General features: G+C 34.6%; 17 protein-coding genes, 1 tRNA gene and 1 other RNA gene. 11 read left to right on the forward strand and 8 right to left on the reverse strand.

Translation table 11 applies throughout. The annotated features are described in order from the left end of the window. Nucleotides 1-51: 51 nt before the first annotated feature. Nucleotides 52-1,623, reverse strand: a complete 1,572-nt coding sequence (locus tag DWQ18_09500) for a radical SAM protein (GenBank protein RDJ33468.1) — start codon at nt 1,621-1,623, stop codon at nt 52-54. 209 nt (nt 1,624-1,832) lie between these two features. On the opposite strand from DWQ18_09500, the gene DWQ18_09505 reads away from it, so the two are divergent. Next, nucleotides 1,833-2,597 carry a TrmB family transcriptional regulator gene (locus tag DWQ18_09505; protein ID RDJ33361.1) on the forward strand — a complete coding sequence of 255 codons (765 nt, stop codon included), beginning with the start codon at nt 1,833-1,835 and terminating at the stop codon, nt 2,595-2,597. Between the two features lies 1 nt (nt 2,598). Then, entirely contained in the window at nt 2,599-3,057 is a 459-nt protein-coding gene (locus DWQ18_09510) for a metal-dependent transcriptional regulator (protein ID RDJ33362.1), read from the forward strand. A gap of 221 nt (nt 3,058-3,278) precedes the next feature. On the opposite strand, the gene DWQ18_09515 is transcribed toward DWQ18_09510, so the two are convergent. Then, nucleotides 3,279-3,698, reverse strand: coding sequence for a YjbQ family protein (locus tag DWQ18_09515; GenBank protein ID RDJ33363.1), 420 nt, complete (start codon nt 3,696-3,698; stop codon nt 3,279-3,281). 170 nt (nt 3,699-3,868) lie between these two features. On the opposite strand from DWQ18_09515, the gene DWQ18_09520 reads away from it, so the two are divergent. Together DWQ18_09520 and DWQ18_09525 are read left to right on the forward strand one after the other, a co-directional pair. Then, complete coding sequence (locus DWQ18_09520) at nt 3,869-4,285, forward strand: hypothetical protein (GenBank protein RDJ33364.1); 417 nt, start codon at nt 3,869-3,871, stop codon at nt 4,283-4,285. Nucleotides 4,286-4,326: 41 nt separating this feature from the next. Then, nucleotides 4,327-5,382 (forward strand): mRNA surveillance protein pelota, encoded by a 1,056-nt coding sequence (locus tag DWQ18_09525; GenBank protein RDJ33365.1) that lies wholly within the window; start codon nt 4,327-4,329, stop codon nt 5,380-5,382. Here the strand turns inward: DWQ18_09525 and DWQ18_09530 are convergent. Continuing rightward, nucleotides 5,372-5,683: a divalent-cation tolerance protein CutA gene (locus tag DWQ18_09530; GenBank protein RDJ33366.1), complete on the reverse strand. Its 312-nt coding sequence runs from the start codon at nt 5,681-5,683 to the stop codon at nt 5,372-5,374. The genes DWQ18_09525 and DWQ18_09530 overlap by 11 nt on opposite strands. Before the next feature lie 88 nt (nt 5,684-5,771). On the opposite strand from DWQ18_09530, the gene DWQ18_09535 reads away from it, so the two are divergent. The 4 genes from DWQ18_09535 to DWQ18_09550 all read left to right on the forward strand — a co-directional run bounded on the left by DWQ18_09535 (nt 5,772) and on the right by DWQ18_09550 (nt 8,586). Continuing rightward, entirely contained in the window at nt 5,772-6,929 is a 1,158-nt protein-coding gene (locus tag DWQ18_09535; GenBank protein ID RDJ33469.1) for a PDZ domain-containing protein, read from the forward strand. Nucleotides 6,930-6,963: 34 nt separating this feature from the next. Further along, nucleotides 6,964-7,878: a TIGR00269 family protein gene (locus tag DWQ18_09540; protein RDJ33367.1), complete on the forward strand. Its 915-nt coding sequence runs from the start codon at nt 6,964-6,966 to the stop codon at nt 7,876-7,878. A 34-nt stretch (nt 7,879-7,912) separates the two neighbouring features. Further along, an RNA gene (gene ffs, locus DWQ18_09545) (signal recognition particle sRNA) lies at nt 7,913-8,224 on the forward strand. Nucleotides 8,225-8,253: 29 nt separating this feature from the next. Beyond that, the gene (locus DWQ18_09550) at nt 8,254-8,586 is read left to right on the forward strand and encodes a hypothetical protein (GenBank protein RDJ33368.1); all 333 of its coding nucleotides are present in this window, start codon (nt 8,254-8,256) and stop codon (nt 8,584-8,586) included. Here DWQ18_09550 and DWQ18_09555 read toward each other — a convergent pair. Together DWQ18_09555 and DWQ18_09560 are read right to left on the reverse strand one after the other, a co-directional pair. After that, entirely contained in the window at nt 8,583-8,861 is a 279-nt protein-coding gene (locus tag DWQ18_09555) for an acylphosphatase (protein RDJ33369.1), read from the reverse strand. The two genes, DWQ18_09550 and DWQ18_09555, sit on opposite strands and share 4 nt — an antisense overlap. A gap of 47 nt (nt 8,862-8,908) precedes the next feature. Continuing rightward, a complete protein-coding gene (locus tag DWQ18_09560) occupies nt 8,909-9,640 on the reverse strand; it encodes a 50S ribosomal protein L2 (GenBank protein ID RDJ33370.1) in 732 nt (243 codons plus the stop codon). A gap of 106 nt (nt 9,641-9,746) precedes the next feature. Between DWQ18_09560 and DWQ18_09565 the strand changes: the two genes are divergently transcribed. The 3 genes from DWQ18_09565 to DWQ18_09575 are packed head-to-tail and all read left to right on the forward strand — an operon-like array spanning nt 9,747 to nt 15,179. Then, nucleotides 9,747-11,933: an AAA family ATPase gene (locus DWQ18_09565; protein ID RDJ33371.1), complete on the forward strand. Its 2,187-nt coding sequence runs from the start codon at nt 9,747-9,749 to the stop codon at nt 11,931-11,933. 32 nt (nt 11,934-11,965) lie between these two features. Continuing rightward, nucleotides 11,966-13,255 carry a Glu-tRNA(Gln) amidotransferase GatDE subunit D gene (locus DWQ18_09570; protein ID RDJ33372.1) on the forward strand — a complete coding sequence of 430 codons (1,290 nt, stop codon included), beginning with the start codon at nt 11,966-11,968 and terminating at the stop codon, nt 13,253-13,255. A gap of 31 nt (nt 13,256-13,286) precedes the next feature. After that, a complete protein-coding gene (locus tag DWQ18_09575; protein RDJ33373.1) occupies nt 13,287-15,179 on the forward strand; it encodes a Glu-tRNA(Gln) amidotransferase GatDE subunit E in 1,893 nt (630 codons plus the stop codon). Nucleotides 15,180-15,215: 36 nt separating this feature from the next. Here the strand turns inward: DWQ18_09575 and DWQ18_09580 are convergent, their stop codons facing one another. The 3 genes from DWQ18_09580 to dnaJ form a co-directional block, all read right to left on the reverse strand. Then, nucleotides 15,216-15,470 carry a hypothetical protein gene (locus tag DWQ18_09580; GenBank protein ID RDJ33374.1) on the reverse strand — a complete coding sequence of 85 codons (255 nt, stop codon included), beginning with the start codon at nt 15,468-15,470 and terminating at the stop codon, nt 15,216-15,218. Between the two features lie 63 nt (nt 15,471-15,533). Beyond that, nucleotides 15,534-15,618: transfer RNA gene (locus DWQ18_09585), tRNA-Leu, on the reverse strand. A gap of 258 nt (nt 15,619-15,876) precedes the next feature. Continuing rightward, nucleotides 15,877-16,971 (reverse strand): molecular chaperone DnaJ, encoded by a 1,095-nt coding sequence (dnaJ, locus tag DWQ18_09590; protein ID RDJ33375.1) that lies wholly within the window; start codon nt 16,969-16,971, stop codon nt 15,877-15,879. Nucleotides 16,972-17,000 lie beyond the last annotated feature (29 nt).

The following is a 17,000-nucleotide window of genomic DNA, read 5'->3' on the forward strand; positions in this document are numbered from 1 at the left end:
AAAAAAATAGTTTCTAGATTTAAAAGGTATTAGATTAAAAAATTAATTTTTCTACATTACTGCCTGTGATGCTTCATGAAACATCTGGCTTTTTGCACAACCTGCAGCAAGTTCATCGCCTGCTCCACGTCTCATTAGACCTCTGTAAAGACCGTCTTCTAGCTTAACGCCTTCTCTTTGTTCCCATTCTTCTACAGTAATAGAATATTTCTTTTGGATTCTGTCTCTGTACCATTCTGGAATTACATTGAATGCACAGAATGGAATGATTCTAAGATCTGGGGTTACATAATGAATGTCACATCTTTGTAGTCTCTCTAGGTCTTCATTGTATTTGTCTTGGAAGTGCATCATACCAAGGAATAATCCCTTGACATGCCAAGAGCCAACAGAATCAAATGATCTCTTCATGAGTATGTTACCAAACATCTTTGCAAGATCCAAGCCTGCGGGTTGTTTCTTTGTATCAACAAAACCTTTGAGTTTTCTGACAACTTCAAGCATTGTAAAGTACTTGTTTTTACCAGAACGAATCTCTTCTGCTTTATCCTCAAATAATTCTAGCATACCTTGAATATCACAGAATCTTGTTAGTGGGACGAATTTCTTGGTTTCAGCATCCTCAAAGATGTATGTTCCTGCACCACATGCAAAGTGGATTGATAATTCATACTTTGGTTTACTAGAAAATGCTTCAATTACGTTTGTTAATGGCATGCAACTTGGAACTGGGAACCAGTCATCAACTGTTACATCACCGTTTGTTTGCTCTTCAATTCTTTGAATACAATCTGGAATGGTAATTCTATATTTTTCACGCTCTTGCTTACCCATTCTTCCTGTCAAGGAAACTGGTTGGAAATTTACTGCGTGAACTACATCCATGTTCTTTTGTGCATATCGGATAATACCGCCTAATTCATGGTCATTAATTGATTTGATGACAGTTGGAACAAATACTACTGTTGTACCTGTTTTTCTGCAGCTATCAAGAGCATAAGGAATTTCCCAATGATTCTTTGGGTTTGTTCTTGCAGTTACACCGTCAAAGCTTAAGTAAAGATTGTTACATCCTGCTAGTCTTACTTCACGAGCAGCTTCAGGATCCATTGCATGTCGGATACCATTGGTATTCATTTGGACATGTTCAACTCCTTCTTCTTTCATAATTTTGATAACATCAGCGATATCCTCTCGCAACATTGGTTCACCACCAGTAATTTGCATAGAGTTGCCTGGAATTGGTCTTTCAGAGCGTAGAGTCTTCATCATTGCTCTTACTTGATCTTGTGATGGCTCATACATGTAAGCGCCTTCTAGCCCTTTCTTTACATAGAAGAAGCAGTACCAGCATGTGAGATCACATCTATTAGTAACTATCATGTTTGCTAATCCACTGTGTGAAAGATGGTTTGAACACAATCCACAGTTATTTGGACATGAACACTTGTCAATCATAACATTTGGAGCATGGGCACCTTTGCCATCCATCCAATAAGTACTAAATTTCTTGTACATCTCATAAGAACCAAAGTAAAGCTCCTCACATTCACCGTGCGTAGGGCAAGTCTTTGTCATGTAGACTCTGCCATTTCTCTCAAAGACTTCGGCATCTAATATCATGTTACAATCTGGACAGATGCTTTGAGTAAATCTAATAGTAGATTTCTTACCTACTTGTTTAGTAGATTGATTTGCAATCTGAATTAGAGCCATACCTATTAGTGGCATTTTTTCAAAATGGTATATAATCCATTTCCCACTAGGCCCCGTTGGAATGTGTGTAATTATTCCTGTGGAGTTTAAATACAAAGAACGATCGATTAGATCGCATGAGCATTTCTGATAAGACACGAAAATCACTAGAAAAAATAGGTTTGACTAGTTATGAAATTAGGACTTTTTCCTCCCTTCTCAAAGACGGAGAATTAACTGCGTCTGATCTTAGTCAAAAATCAGGAGTGCCATATTCAAAGATCTACGAAGTGTTAGGAACACTTGAGGATAAAGGATGGATTGGCTCTGATGACTCTCGTCCAACAAAATATTTCCCAAAATCTCCAAAGACCGGCTTAGAGACCACAAAGCAAAAAATGGAGATAGACTTTGCAGCAAACCAGAGTATTATTTTAAATGAACTTGTTCCACTCTATGAAAAAAGTGGTACTAGTGAAAGGCCTGACATTTGGGTCTTATCAGGTACCGTAAACATTGCAGCAAAAATCTTGGAAATGGTAGAATCTTGCAGAAGTGAAGTCATGATTGCTCTCCCTGAGGCAGGTCAGGCCTTAGTAAAGCAGGCATTACCAAAATTACGATCATTGCATGATAGGGGTGTAAAAATAACAATTCTAACATCAGATAAGATGGATAAAGAGTCACTAAAAGCAATCACTAGAGTAGCCACAGTAAAAGTGAAAAAAGGTCTTTTTGGAGGAGGTATTATCTCTGATAAACGCTATGTAGTAATTTTGTTAGGACCTGAAATTGGAAGTACAAATGCTGAAACAGTCGCAATATGGGCAGATCATGCTGGATTAGCAGGATTTGCAAGGGAATACTTTGAATATTTATTAAAAGATTCAAAGAAGTCATAGTATGGATTCATTGGATCAGGAAGTTCTTTTTGTTGGAACTGCTGAAGCAGAGCATGTTGAGATGTATCTCAAAGCAATCTGGCATATCAAAGAACGTGGAGAGGACGTCAAGATTAGCTCAATTGCAAAGATGCTCAATGTAAGACAACCAAGTGTGGTTCAAATGCTCAAAAAGCTCAATGAACAAAAATTAGTCAATTATAACAAAGCAGGAGTAACATTAACCCAAGAGGGAGAAAGGATAGGATCCGTAATGATGAGAAATAGTAGACTCCTTGAAGTTTTGATGGACAGTGCACTAAAAATAGAAATTGATGAAGAGATGGTTTGCGGAGTAGAGCATCATATGAATAAACAATTTACAAATGCATTATGTACCATGCTAAAACACCCTAGAAAGTGTCCTCATGACCATGAAATTCCAATGGGTGAATGTTGTAAACAAAACAATGAAGAATAAGAATAACTTGTAATTCAAAACCTAAGAGATATAATTAACAAATTTTAAGATTAAACATGGCATGCTTTTGTGGCTGTGAAACATATCAAAAAAACGAAGATGGTTTCAAATTAGCTTGTGTAAAATGCGGTCATGGACCACAAAATCATGAAGAAGAATTTCGAGCTGCAGCAAGAGCTAATGAGCAGCAGAGTCAAAAAAGAGACGCAGATTTTGGATAATCATTCGCCTATTATTTTTACTAAAACACGTTTTTGCCTTTTTCCATCAAATTCACCATAAAAGATCTGCTCCCATGGACCAAAGTCTAGCTTGCCATCTGTGATTGCAACTACAACTTCCCTGCCCATAACTTGTCTCTTTAGATGAGCATCAGCATTATCTTCACCAGTATCATTATGTTTGTATTGTGAAATTGGTTCGTGAGGAGCCAATCCTTCTAACCATTTTTCATAATCACTATGTAATCCAGATTCATTATCATTGATAAAGACACTAGCAGTAATATGCATGGCATTCACAAGACACAAACCCTCACGAATTTTACTTTTGTAAACTAATTTTTCTATGTCTTGTGTGATGTTAAGAAAAGAGATCCTTCTTTTTGTATTAAATGTCAAATATTCAGTAAGTGATTTCAATAGAAATTAAAAATTGCTTCTAGAATAAAATTCTAGAGGCAGGCTCAGAACTCAAGATCCATATCATCAATCAATGGGATACGTTCATCAACGCCTGCACATCAGTTTAAACAAAATCCTAATTGAGTCTTTCAAGAAGCTTGATAAATGGCATATGACTAGGTGACATAATGGTAGCCATCGATACACCTGCATCATTAGAAAGTTTTAGACGATTTATCATCACAAGTACATGTAGCTCATATGCTCCAAAAAGTTATCTTGATGATTTTGAAGTATTTGCAGAACGTGATGAAAGCCTAGGTTCAATATATGTAGAAGCAGCTGATAAAGTTACAATCAAAAAAATTCGTGATATAACATTTGTAAATGCAAGAGATGTGTTAGGAATTATTTACAATTCAAAAAGTGGAAATACTGCATTAAAGTGGCGTCAAATTAGAAGAAACACAGGCAAAGTTACTGGTGAAGCATCATCAAATTCTCTTGTTAACTTGGCTGAAGCAGGAGTGATAACTCTTGATTGGGTTGAAAATTACGTTCGTAAAAAGACTAAAGACGATAAGGTAAATGAGATAACAAGTTAAGATTATCTTAATTTTTTAACTACACATTCATAATTCAAATAATGATTAAAAAAATTATTGATGAAAATTCAATTTCGGTTATTCCCGAAGAATCAGATGATTTGTTGATTTTGCGTCGTATAATTCAAAAAGATGATAGAGTTATTGCAGATACAACGAGAGTAATAAAACAAGAAAAAGAATACTCTAGGCCAGATAGAGGAGAAAAAGTTAGAATTAGAATTGCATTAAATGTTGAAAAAGTTTCTTTAGATAATGTCCTTGATAGGTTACGAGTTCATGGAGTAATTATTGAATCAAATAATGAATCAGTTCCTCATGGTTCACATCATTCTATTTCAATAAAACCTGATGAAGGAATTACTATTTTCAAGAAAAAATGGAATCAGATGGAAAAAAAACTTTTAGAATCAAAAGATCAGAATGTTGGATTCTTACTAATTGCAATTGATACTGCAGATTGTGGAATAGGAAAACTAAAAGGAACTCATTTACAGATAATGCCAAATATTTACTCAGGTGCAAGTGGGAAAAGATACAAAACAAATTTCAATATAGAAAAATTTTTTGAAGAAGTACATAGTGCATTATTATCACTAATTAAAGACAATGATACAATAATTGTTTTTGGGCCTGGTGAAACTAGGAAGAAATTTGCAAATTATTTAGAAAAGAAATTCTCAAAGAAGAAATTTCAGATTAAAATTGTTGATGGGATTGATTCGGGAGGTGAAGATGGTATCTACACCTTTACTAAGTCACCGGTAATGAAAGAAATTCTCTCAAATAGTAAGCTAGCAATTGTTTCTACAATAATTGATGAGATAATGTACATGGCAAATAAAAAAAGTCAAAAATTTACGATGGGTTTTAGTGAAACAAAAGAGGCAGGAGATATTGGTGCAATTGAGTCATTAATTTTTTCTGATAAAATCATTCAGACAGAAAATGAAGACAAAATCATTCAATTTTTAAATGATATTGAGAGTAAAGGTGCCAAAGTTTTCAGCGTGGATTCATCAACAGATGTAGGATTACGTGTTGATGGACTTGGCGGAATAATTGCAACATTACGTTATTCAGTTTCTAAAGGGTAGAACCGACTACCCATTTTAGATATGATTTGTTAATTGAATTCAAATTAATCTCAGCTATTTCAGGAACATCATATGGATGTGTTTTTTGGATTTTTTCTTTGAGTTTTTTCTTATTTTTTTGTGTGGTTTTGAATAATGCAAGGTATTCAGAAGTATTTTCTATTTTATTATTCCAAGAATAAATCGATGAGATTTTAGAAATGTTTACACAGGCTACAATTTTTTCTTTAACTAATTGATTTGCGATTTTGGTGATTATTCTTTTATTGGGATATGTTGAAATTATTATGACTGGATTCACAGTAACCGATAAATGTACGTAATTAAAAAAAGTACCAATTAATTTGGAATTTGATTTTATAACGGAAAATTCAATTATTTACGTTCTTTTGGCTTGGGTAGTAATCGTACTTGTAGCAAAAGGGCTCAAACTCGAAAAGCATGGGTTTGAGATAAAGGCTTACAGTCTGGTGTATAAGAACAAAGGTGTCCAATCCGTGCTTACAAAAATGCTCTCGCGAACTAGGAGAGGCATTCGTGTGTTTGCAGATGTTAGTGTCATTTCAGGTTTTATTATGATGGGCTTTGCATTCTGGTTTTTGTTATCAAATATTTCAAAATTTTTTGTTGCTCCAACAGAATTTGCTGAAGTTACGGTTTTAATTCCAGGAATTACATTAACTTCTTCAGCTTCTATTACTTACTTTTTGTTATCAATTCCAATAGTTCTTGTAATTCATGAAGGAGCTCATGGAATTGTAGCTACGCTTGAGAAGATTAAGATCAAAACTGGTGGCTTTGCAATATTCATTGCAATGTTTGCTGGATTCGTAGAACCAGATGAGGAAGAATTCGATAAGGCAAAAAAGATTTCAAAACTACGAGTAATTGGAGCAGGTGCTACTTCTAATGTTATTTTTGCACTTGTTTTAGGAGCAATTTTACTAACGAATCCGCTCTTTGCAATTGTACTTCCAGAACCAATCCTTGGTGCATTTTATGATGCTCCTGAAGGTGTTATGGTACTATCTTTAATCGATGGACTTGGAGCAGAGAAGGCAGGGATACAACCCAATGATATCATAACTGCCATAAATGACCAGAGAATTTTGACGCCGATAGATTTTCAGAATATTGAATTAAAGTCAGGTGAAACAGTTACTGTAAGCGTTCTAAGAGATGGAAATGAACTACAGATTCCAGTAGAAATAATGCCATCACCTGAAGATCCTGAAAGAGGATTAATCGGAATAATGAGAGATAATTCTTTTGCGTATAAACCAGTCTACAATTTTATTGAATGGAATAATCCACAACTTTCCATGTTTCTACTATGGCTTTGGATGATCTCATTTTTTATTGGTATTATCAATATGTTGCCTCTACCAATTTTAGATGGAGGTAAATTCATTCACAGTATTATTGATAAAAAAATTTCTGATAAATCAGTGAACATCATGATGTGGTCAATCTATGGATTTACATTTATTCTATTTGGGCTAAACATTGGCTTGTCATATTTTAAATCAGGTTGGTTTACAATATAAAAAAACATAAAGTACAAAAAAATTCTTGAAAATTATGAAATGCGATAGGTGTGATAATAAGGCAGTTTATTCAAGAAAATATTCTGGAGAGAATTTTTGTTCAGATTGTTTTTCAAATGCTATTTTACGTAAAACTGCAAAAACCATTTCTAAGTATAAAATGATAAAAAATAACGAATTAGTATGTGTAGGTGTATCAGGAGGAAAAGATTCCCTTGCATTATTACACATATTGAATCAAATGTCAAAGACGCATAACTTTAGAATTAAAGCTGTTACTATCGATGAAGGAATTCCAGGATATAGAAATGAAGCTTTAGAAATTGTTGAAAAATTTTGTTCAAAACTTGAAGTTGATCATACTGTTTATTCTTATGAAAATCTTTTTGATTTAACATTAGATGATGCTTTATCACAAAGAGAAAATGAAAAGACATCCTCATGTTCGATTTGTGGAATACTACGTAGGAGAGCACTTGACTATGCTGCAAAACAAAACAATGCAGATGTAATTGCAACAGGCCATAATTTGGATGACATATTACAGACATTTTTAATTAACATGATATCAGGCGATACCAACAAAATCGGCTGGATGAATCCAGATACATCAAATAATACATTACGAAAAATCAAACCATTTTGTGAGATATACGAATCTGAGATTGTATTTTATGCATTTACAAATGAATTGCCTTTCCAATCAGAACCATGCCCACACATGAATGAAGGAATTAGAACCGAAATACGCGAATTTCTAAATTCCTTAGAAGGACAACGTAGTGGAATAAAAAATAATTTGTTTAATTCAATTCTAAAGATTTCTCAAGTAGTGAAAGATGCGAACTACAAAGAGAAAACAATATGCTCAAAATGTGGGAAAGAATGTACTGGAAAAATTTGTTCTGTATGTCAAATGGTATTACGATTGAAAGATAATCAAACCTAATGCAAATATAACATTCAATTCTATAAAACATTGGTAGTAGGGAGGATCAGGGTGCCAGCCGTGCCCTTTTCTGAAACCGGCTATACGCAGAGATCAGTAACTGTTGGGTAAATCTCTAGATAGGTAATTCCCGCTTGGTGTGCGGAAATGAAATCACGCCGAGGCGGGTGGTTGCAGCTCTGGAAATATCCGAAGGGATAACTTCCAAGAGCGAACCAGCGAAAGGGATGAGGTCCGGGAGGGAGCAATCCTAAGTTGGAGCATCCACGCTTCCTCGTCAACGTGGCGGATCTTGTATGCCTTGAAATGGGGCTATCCGTCTAGACTGGAACCAACAGATCTACTACCTTATAATACTCGAAATTAATTTTGTTTATGGACGGATTAATTTCCTCAGGAAATAAGAGAACATATGCTGATTTTAAAAAACAGATTCCGAAGAATGTCATACCGTTATTTGATACCCTAAGGGAGTTCTGCTTATCATTAGGTGAAAAAACGATTGAAGATGTAAGAATGCATAGAGTTGTTTTTTGTAAATCATTTACCTTTAGATGGTTTGCAGATATGGAACCACAAAAAGATCATATCATCATTAAAATTCAAAAGAATCGAAAAGAACCTGTTATAATTAATGAGATTTCGTTAAAGAGTGATATCACAAATATCAAAAAAACTATTCAAAATGCGTATGAATCAATTCATTAATACAAAACTTCAAATTTTTTGAATTCTCCAGAAAATTTTTCATTTTTTATATCTATGTCTTCAACTCTTGCGTTTGCAGGTCCAGCATGACACCATTCAACTACATGACTAACGTCAACATCTTCTCCTTCTAAAACTGCCTCAACACGTCCATCCTTTAGATTTCGAACCCATCCAAATACATTATTTTTTTTAGACATTACTTTGAGTGCTTGTCTAAAAAATACTCCTTGTACTTTACCAGTTACAAAGATTCGAACACGTTGTTTAGACATGCAAAATTGTGGAAAAACAGCTATTAATCAATTTTAGGAATTTTAAGTTACTTTCGTTCCTTAATTCTTGCTCGTCCAGTTTTTCTAGCAGCAATGCTACCAACTTTGGCTCCGGGCGGGGCATCACGAGATACAGTAGAGCTTTGTCCAACATGTTGATGTCTTCCACCACCGTGAGGATGAACATATGCTGCTTGAGCAACACCCCTGACAATAGGATATTTTCTTCCTCTTGATCTGAAATTTCTCCATTTTCTACCAGCACTCATAAATGGTCGTTCGCTAGTACCTCCGCCTGAGAGAGTACCAATCATGGCTCTATTTTTAGGATTAAATGTTGCAAATTTTCCAGATGGGAGTTTTACAGTAACTCCTTCCTCATTATGTGAGAAAATTGTTGCGTTAGTTCCAGCTGATTTTACAATACTTCCACCATCACCAAATTGTTTTTCTAAATTACATACAATGGTTCCATCAGGAATGTTTTGAATACTAATTACATTACCGTCTTGAATTTTTGATTTTAAACCAAATTCTAGAGTATCGCCTACTTTAGTACCAAGAACCGCAGGTACAAAAGAGACAGATCCGTCTTCAAATCGAATTTTTGCTAAAGGTGCATCTCTTCCTCGCTCATGTACGAGATCAATGACTTTTCCCTCATGTTGCTCAGATAATGTAAAACTTGGATATTTGGAGCGAGCTACTTTACCAGTTACTGTAGCCCTAAACTGCATGCCTCCGCGGCCACGTCTTCTAACTAATGGTCGTTTTCCCAAGTAGATCGACTACTTTTCACTACGGATTTTAAGTTTGTGATTGTTGGTGGTAATTGTCAAGAATAAAACGCCAAAGATATAAAAAATAGGCAGAGAGAGTTTTCCTATGAGTCAGAATTCTCTTTCGTTAAAAGTTTTAGAGGCATATACTAGAGATGTTGGAAGAGGAGTAGCCAGAATAGATTATGACTCAATGGATACACTAAATGCTTCTACTGGAGATGTTATTGAGATCAAAGGAAAAAGAAGAACAGTAGCAAAATGTCTTCCATTATATCCCTCTGATGAAGGGAAAGGAATTATCAGAATTGATGGATTAGGTCGAAATAATTCTGGTATTGCCATTGGAGATACTATTACTGTGAGAAAAATCAAAGCGGTCGCTGCAGAAAAAGTTGTAGTAGCCCCACTTGAAGCAATACCTCCAATTGATGAGAGATATCTTGCAGATGCATTAGAAAGTGTTCCATTAATCAAAGGAGATAATGTTATGGTTCCATATTTTGGTGGAAGATTAACCTTTCAAGTTATTGGTGTTACCCCTGCAGCAGATGCAGTTTTAGTTACACAAAAAACAGTTTTCCATATTGCAGAAAAGGGAGAGACTCTTCGTGGTGTACCGCAAGTAACATACGAAGACATTGGTGGATTAACAGATGAAATAAAGAAAGTTAGGGAAATGATCGAGTTACCATTACGTCATCCAGAAATTTTTGAAAAACTTGGTATTGAAGCTCCAAAAGGTGTGTTACTTTATGGTCCACCAGGAACTGGAAAGACTTTACTTGCAAAAGCAGTTGCAAATGAAAGTAATGCTCATTTCATAAGTATCTCAGGTCCAGAAATCATGAGCAAGTTCTATGGAGAAAGTGAAGCTAGACTAAGAGAAATTTTCAAAGAGGCAAGAGAAAAAGCTCCATCAATAATTTTTGTAGATGAGATCGATTCCATAGCTCCAAAACGAGAAGAAGTTACAGGAGAGGTTGAACGACGAGTTGTTTCACAGATGTTATCATTAATGGACGGTTTAGAAGCTAGGGGAAAAGTTATTGTCATCTCTGCTACCAATAGACCCAATGCAATTGATCCAGCATTAAGAAGACCAGGTAGATTTGATAGAGAAATAGAAATTAAAGTACCGGATAAGAAAGGACGAAAAGATATTCTTGCAATTCATACAAGAAACATGCCATTATCAGATGATGTTGATGCCGACAAGGTTGCAGCTGTTAGTCATGGGTATGTAGGAGCAGATTTGGAATATCTCTGTAAAGAAGCAGCGATGAAATGCCTCAGAAGATTATTGCCAGAACTAAACCTCGAGGATGAAAAAATTCCCCCTGAAACTTTGGATAAATTAATTGTCAATTCAGAGGATTTCCAAAAAGCCTTGATTGAAGTTACTCCTTCAGGCATGAGGGAGGTGTTTATTGAAAATCCAGATGTAAAATGGGAAGAAGTGGGAGGATTAGAAGAAGTAAAAAGAGAATTACAAGAAGCTGTTGAATGGCCAATGAAATATCCATCATTATATGATAAACTAGGTCATAGAATGCCTAGAGGAATTTTATTGCACGGTCCAAGTGGAACTGGAAAGACTTTACTTGCAAAAGCAGTTGCAACTCAAAGTGAAGCTAACTTTGTATCAGTAAGGGGTCCCGAACTATTATCAAAATGGGTTGGTGAATCAGAAAGAGGTATAAGAGAAATTTTTAGAAGAGCACGTCAAGCTTCTCCATGTGTAATATTCTTTGATGAAATAGACTCCATTGCTCCTATAAGAGGTGCAGGAGGCGAGACTGCCGTTACTGAAAGAGTAGTAAGCCAATTACTAACAGAATTAGACGGTATGGAAAATATGCATGGAGTTGTCGTGTTAGCAGCAACAAATCGTGCAGACATGATTGATCCAGCATTATTACGACCAGGAAGATTTGACAAAATTATACAAATTCCACTTCCAGATAAAGAGAGTAGAAAGAGAATTCTTGAAATAAACACTGCAAAGATTCCAGCTGTTACCGAAGTTAGCGATCCGGAACATGTTGATCTAGATAAGATTTCTGAATTAACTGATGGAATGAGTGGAGCAGATGTAGCATCAATTGCAAATACCGCAGTATCATTAGTAATTCATGAATACTTGGATAGTCATCCAGATGCAATTCAGGTAGAAAAGAGTTCAGACGAAGCCAGAGTTACCATGAGACATTTCGAAGAAGCAGTTAAGAAAGTAAGAGAACAAAAAGACCTAAAGATTGGTCAAAAAGTTGTTGCCTCATATTATAGGTAGTTTTAATAAAATAGTTACTTTAACTCAGACAAATGTCCGAATACAGAGGCTACCAAGGTAGATCTCTAGAATTTTTACAGAAAAATAATATCAAGATAGGCAGCAAGGTGAAAATTTTTTCAGATATTGTTTATGATGGTATCATAATGCCCAGATATGAAAAATCAGATTCAAATCACATCACACTGAAATTAAAAAGTGGTTACAACATTGGTCTTGAAATTGATAAGATTGAAAAAATCGAGAAATTAGAATCTCTAGAAATTAAAACTGAGCATAAAAGACCTATAGAGAAAAAGGCAAATTTAGAAAAAATTCTTTTAATTTCAACCGGTGGTACTATTGCTAGCAAAATAGATTATAGAACAGGAGCCGTAACACCTGCCCTAAGTCCAGAAGAACTCAATTCATCAATCCCAGAGTTAGCAGAAATGGCAAATATTGATACAGAATTAATCTTATCAGAGTATTCAGAAAATTTACAGCCAAAAGATTGGAAGAGAATTGCCCAAAAACTAGATGATTATTCCAATTCAGATTACAAAGGGATTATTGTGGCACATGGAACAGATACCATGCATTACACATCTGCGTTTCTTAGTTTTGCGTTATCAGGATATCCTATTCCAATAGCTTTAGTAGGCTCTCAACGTTCATCAGACAGACCGTCATCGGATGCAGCACTAAATTTAATTGCTGCAGTAAAATTTTTGACCGAAGCTAATGAAAAAGGAGTTTATGTCATAATGCACAATGATGAAAACGACAAAACAATTGCTTGTCATCTAGGAACAAGAGTAAGGAAAAATCACACAAGTAAACGCGGTGCATTTCAAACAATTGGTGGGAATCCAGGATTTCTTATCGTTGAGAATTCAATTCAAAAAAACATTACAAAGAAATTCTTTCAGACAGAAAAATATCTTCCTAGAATAAACGTAGATTCACGAGTTGCTTTATTGAAATATTATCCAGGATTTGATCCTAGAATTGTAGAAAATTTGATTGATTTAGGTCATAAGGCGATAATTTTTGAAGGAACTGGTCTCGGACATATTGGAAAGAACATGTATGAAGTTGTCAAAAGTGCAAATCAATCAGGGTTATTTTTGGGGATGACATCACAATGCATTGATGGTAAAGTTAGAATGACAGTGTACGAAAGTGGCCGAGATTTAATGGATATGGGAATTATTCCATTAGGAAATTTAATTCCCGAAGTAGCACTTGTAAAAGCTATGTGGGCATTAGGAAATACTGAAGATATATCAAAAATTAAAGAAATTATGCTGCAAGAAATTTCCTCTGAATATTCTAATTAAGTATTAAAGAGGTTTAAGAGTCATCAAGAAAATGGCAGAAATAGATCCGAAAAGTATTGGGCTTAAAGTTGGATTGGAAATACATCAGCAATTGGCCACCAACAAAAAGCTATTTTGTGATTGCCCTCCCTTAGAACTAGATGAATATGATTCAAAATTTTCCCGAAAACTACGAGTATCAAAAAGTGAAATGGGCGAATATGATCCTGCAGCACTATTTGAAAATATTAAATCAAAAACGATTGTTTATTGTGCAAATGAAAAAAGTAGTTGCCTGGTAGAAAGAGATGAAGAGCCGCCTCATGATTTAGATAATGATGCAAAAAAAATTGTGCTAATCATAGCCTCAGCCTTAAAATCCAATATCTTCAGTGAGGTTTATCCCATGAGAAAAATGGTGTTAGATGGTTCCAACACTTCCGGTTTCCAACGAACAATGTTGGTTTCTCAGGGAGGGTATTTGGATGTAGATGGGGAGCAAATTGGTGTTCAATCAATCTGTCTTGAAGAAGATGCAGCTAAGCTTCTAGGTGATAAAGATAATACTAGAGAATATAGTTTGGACAGACTTGGAGTTCCACTAATTGAAATTGCATTAGAGCCAGTTAGTGCAGATTCCAAAGAGATGAAAAAAATTGCATTAACTTTAGGAAGATTACTACGAACTACAAAAAAAGTCACTAGGGGATTAGGTTCAATCAGACAGGATGTAAATGTCTCTATAACAGGCGGCGGAATTGTCGAAGTAAAAGGAGTACAACAATTAGATCAATTAGAAAAGGTAGTTGAATATGAAGCAAAAAGACAACATGGATTACAAATTATTGCAAAAAAACTACATGAAAAAAATTTAGAAAAAATATCTAATGATGATATCTATGATATAACAGAATTTATGAAAAAATCAAACTCAAAGATAATAAAAAATGCATTAAAAACGAATGCAATAATCAAAGTAGTAAAAATAAAAAATTTTTCAGGGATGTTTAGTTTTTCACCTTATGATGGCATTAGACTTGGAAAAGAATTAGGCCAATTAGTTAGATTCTTTGGAATTGGAGGAGTATTTCATTCAGATGAGCTTCCCAATTATGGAATAGAGTTGAATGAAGTTAAAGAAATTAGAAAAATAATTGATGCTAATGAAAAAGATGCTTTCTTAATTATTGCAGCAGATAATGTAAAAATTAGATTTGCCATAGAATCAATTATTCAACGTATCGAAAGTGCGAAATATGGAGTTCCTTCTGAAACAAGACTAGCTACTCAAACAGGAGAAACGGTGTATCTTAGACCAAAACCGGGAGCATCAAGAATGTATCCTGAGACAGATATACCGCCAATCATAATAAATAAAGACGAAATTGAATTTGCAAAGAAGAATATCCCAAAATCATGGGACGAATCATTAAAAGAGCTACAAGAAAAATATAATTTGAATCAACAATTAGCAGAGCAAATTTTTGATTCAGATTATCTACCATTATTTGAAAAGATCTCGTCTAGATTTAATATTTTACCAAACTTTGTTGCGTCTACATTATGTTCCACCATAACAAATCTTCAAAGACAAGAATTTTCTGTTATTGAGTTAGATGAATATCAAATAATGAAATCGTTTGAGTTGTTAGATGCTCAAAAAATTTCCAAGGAGTCACTAGAAATAATATTTTCAGAAATAATGTCAGGAAAAGTAAAATCAGTAGAAGAGGCAATTGAAAAATCTTCTATAACCAATTTATCAGATGAAGAATTGGAAAAAACATTAGAAAAAATAGTTCAAGAAAATTTAAGTTTGGTGAAAAAGCAAGGTCAAAGATCAGTTGCACCGTTAATGGGAGTAGCTATGAAATCGTTAAGAGGAAAAGCTCCAGGAGAGAAAATTAATCAAATCTTGCAGGAAAAAATTAAAAAGTTAATTTAAAAATCGAAAACATTATAGAAATTAGAATAGATATTTCTAATCTAATTTTCGTCTACCGGTTCCACGGCCCATGGAGACATATCGTCCCTTTGTTGATGTTGATTTTGATTCTTTAAGATCGCTTAGTTTAATCTTTGTAGTTCCTCGTCCTACAGTAACATAAGCATCTCCCAAAGCTTCTTTTCGTTTGCGTTGATACTCTTTGAAGTCTTCGCCAGACCAATTGTCTTCGGATTTGTCAGAAACTCGTCTAGAAGTTCCTCTGCCGCCAACTCGAATTACTTTGCCCATAAATCATGATGAATTTACTATGGTTTAAAGTTGTTCATTATTATACGAATTTTAGTGATATAGTGCGGGAAGTGGGATTTGAACCCACGAACTCCTAGGAGATAAGGATCTGAACCTTACGCCTTTGACCAGGCTGGGCGACTCCCGCATCGTAGAATTTAGGAATCTAGAATAAGTTTCTTTATTGTTCAAATTAGATACAGATACAAATACAAATCAACATTTTGTAATTTGCTTATATGGAATTTAGAGAAATTTACTGTAACAATTGTAAAAAAGTTCTTGGAAGATATAACATGAAGTATTATTCAGACGATAAAATTGGAGAAGTAATCAAAACCAGTCATACCATACATGTAAGAGAAGGTCATGAAATAGAGTTAAGAAGAATCAAAGAATAATGAAATTAGTTAAAGGATTCCTCAAATTCTTTTAGTAGATTTTTTTGATGGTTGTTCAGTTTTTTAGGAATGTTTACCACTAATCGTACATATTGATCTCCTCTTGATGAATTATGAAAAGGAACACCTTTACCTTTTAATTTTAGTATAGTATTTGGTTGGCTTCCATTTTCAATCTTTATTTTTTCTTCACCATCTAACGTTGGTACAACCATCTCTCGACCTAGTGCTGCATCAATCATGGAAATTTCTTGATCATAGAAAATATCTCTTCCATCACGCTTGAATTTTGGATGTGATTGAACTCTCACCCGAACTATAAGATCCCCATTAATCCCATCTGGAATATATTCTCCTTCACTTTGAATTGTGTAATCGCCATTATCAATTCCTGGTGGTAAATCAAAACTAAGATGCTTTGAGCCTTTTTTTGTTCCCTTACCATTGCATGCATTACATGGTTTTTCTATAGCTGTTCCTTGTCCCTTACAAGAATTACATGGTTCAACTGTAACAAACGATGCAAATCCCATTTTTCTGGTTTTCCGTAATTGCCCTTGACCATTACATGAACCACATGATTTTTTATTTGAACCTGGAGCACAACCTGATGCACCACAAGCATCACACTCAATATCTTTTTTCAAGTCAATGTCGATTTTTTTGCCATGTAATACATCTTCTAGAGTAATTGAGGTTTCATATAGTAAGTCAGCACCTTTCTGCTGCCGATATTGATTAAATCCACGTCTGTTTCCAAATAATGTATCAAAGATAGAATCAAATCCGCCGCCTGATCCTCCGAAAAGATCATTGAAAACATCATTAAAGTTTCCACTTGCACCCCTAAAGATATCGTCAGTACTGTATTTTCCATCAACACCGGCATGCCCATATTGATCATATGTTTTTCTTTTTTCAGAATCTGACAATACTGCATAAGCCTCTGAAATTTCTTTGAAATGTTCTGATGCCTCTGCAGATTTGTTTCTATCAGGATGGAATTTTAATGCTAATTTTCGATATTGTGATTTTATTTCACTAGCGGAAGCTGATTTTGAAACTCCTAAAACTTCATAATAATCACGTTTACTGCTCATTGTCAACACCTTGTATCTATGAAGTATAA

Source organism: Thermoproteota archaeon, from assembly GCA_003352285.1.
Taxonomy (GTDB): Archaea; Thermoproteota; Nitrososphaeria; order Nitrososphaerales; family Nitrosopumilaceae; genus PXYB01.